Origin of the sequence: Thalassospira sp. A3_1, assembly GCF_017744215.1 — a bacterium.
GTDB lineage: Bacteria > Pseudomonadota > Alphaproteobacteria > Rhodospirillales > Thalassospiraceae > Thalassospira > Thalassospira lucentensis_A.
The window spans coordinates 1-1,055 of the sequence record NZ_JAGHQQ010000009.1 but is presented as its reverse complement, the minus strand read 5'-3'; the positions used below and the strand labels follow the sequence as shown (position 1 = coordinate 1,055).

Annotated in this window: 1 protein-coding gene; it reads right to left on the bottom strand. The window is 56.3% G+C overall.

The genetic code is table 11. From position 1 onward, the window contains the following. Positions 1 to 969 carry an IS481 family transposase gene (locus J7395_RS20805; protein ID WP_209223605.1) on the bottom strand — a complete coding sequence of 323 codons (969 nt, stop codon included), beginning with the start codon at positions 967 to 969 and terminating at the stop codon, positions 1 to 3. Between the last annotated feature and the right edge of the window lie 86 nt (positions 970 to 1,055).

Here is a 1,055-nt window from a genome sequence, read left to right as displayed (position 1 = left end):
CTAGATGTGGAACCTCAATAGGTTGTCCCGGTTTAGGCCGAGACGACTGATAGGAGTCTTGTCTTTTATCCCGCCGTGCGGTCTGTGCCAATTGTAGAGATGGACCCAGAGGGGCAGGTTTTTTGCGCGTTGATCTGAGGTCTGGTACGGACGGGCATAGGCCCATTCACGCAAGGCCGTCTGTATGAAGCGCTCAGCCTTTCCATTTGTTTTAGGGGTATAGGGCTTTGTCCGCAGATGTTTGATCCCGAGCTGTTTGCAGACTTTGGCGAAGGCCATTGACGTGTAACAGGCACCGTTATCAGTCATGATCCCTGTCACCCTGACACCAAGGCTTTGATAATAAGCGATGGCAGCCTTGAGATGGGCGACGGCACTCTCGGCCTTTTCATCGGGATGGATCTGGCAAAAAGACAGGCGTGAATGATCGTCGATGGCGACATGGACATATTCCCAGCCATACCCACCCTGCTTGCGCGCGCGTGGGTTCGACTGACCGGTACGATCCCCCGTAACACGGTGACCGGGCTTCTCAAAGCGCCCGAGTTTCTTGATATCGAAATGGATGATTTCGCCAGGGCTTTCACGTTCATAACGATGTATCGGCTCGGCAGGATCAAGGTCTTTGAGGCGTGATAGTCCGGCACGTTTCAAGACACGGCTCACGGTTGCCGGTGAGACATTGGTTGCCTGAGCGATATGCTTGCCGGTCCAGCGACGTCGGCGCAGGGCGATGATACGATCTACAATCTCAGGTGCTGTCGGGTTGCGCAGCTTCTTTGGCCGTGAGGATCGGTCCTGCAACCCTGCCAGTCCTTCAAACCGGTAGCGCTCCCGCCACTTGCGCGCGGTGCGCGGGCACACCCCTGCGAGTGCTCCCGCACTCTCCGGGCTGTGCCCGCCCTCCATCAGACGGACCAAACGTTCTCGACCTATCGGTGTTAAACGGGCATTCTTGTGCATGTTCATTCGGGCTTGCCTCCAAGGATGGTTGAAGCGTGGTAACTCCAGTCTCCTCGGTCTGGCCCGAATGGACAACCTGTTGAAAGCTCACA

Coding starts and splice junctions, on each gene's coding strand:
- J7395_RS20805 (WP_209223605.1), bottom strand. CDS start 969: ATGAACATGCACAAGAATGCCCGTTTAACACCGATAGGTCGAGAACGT.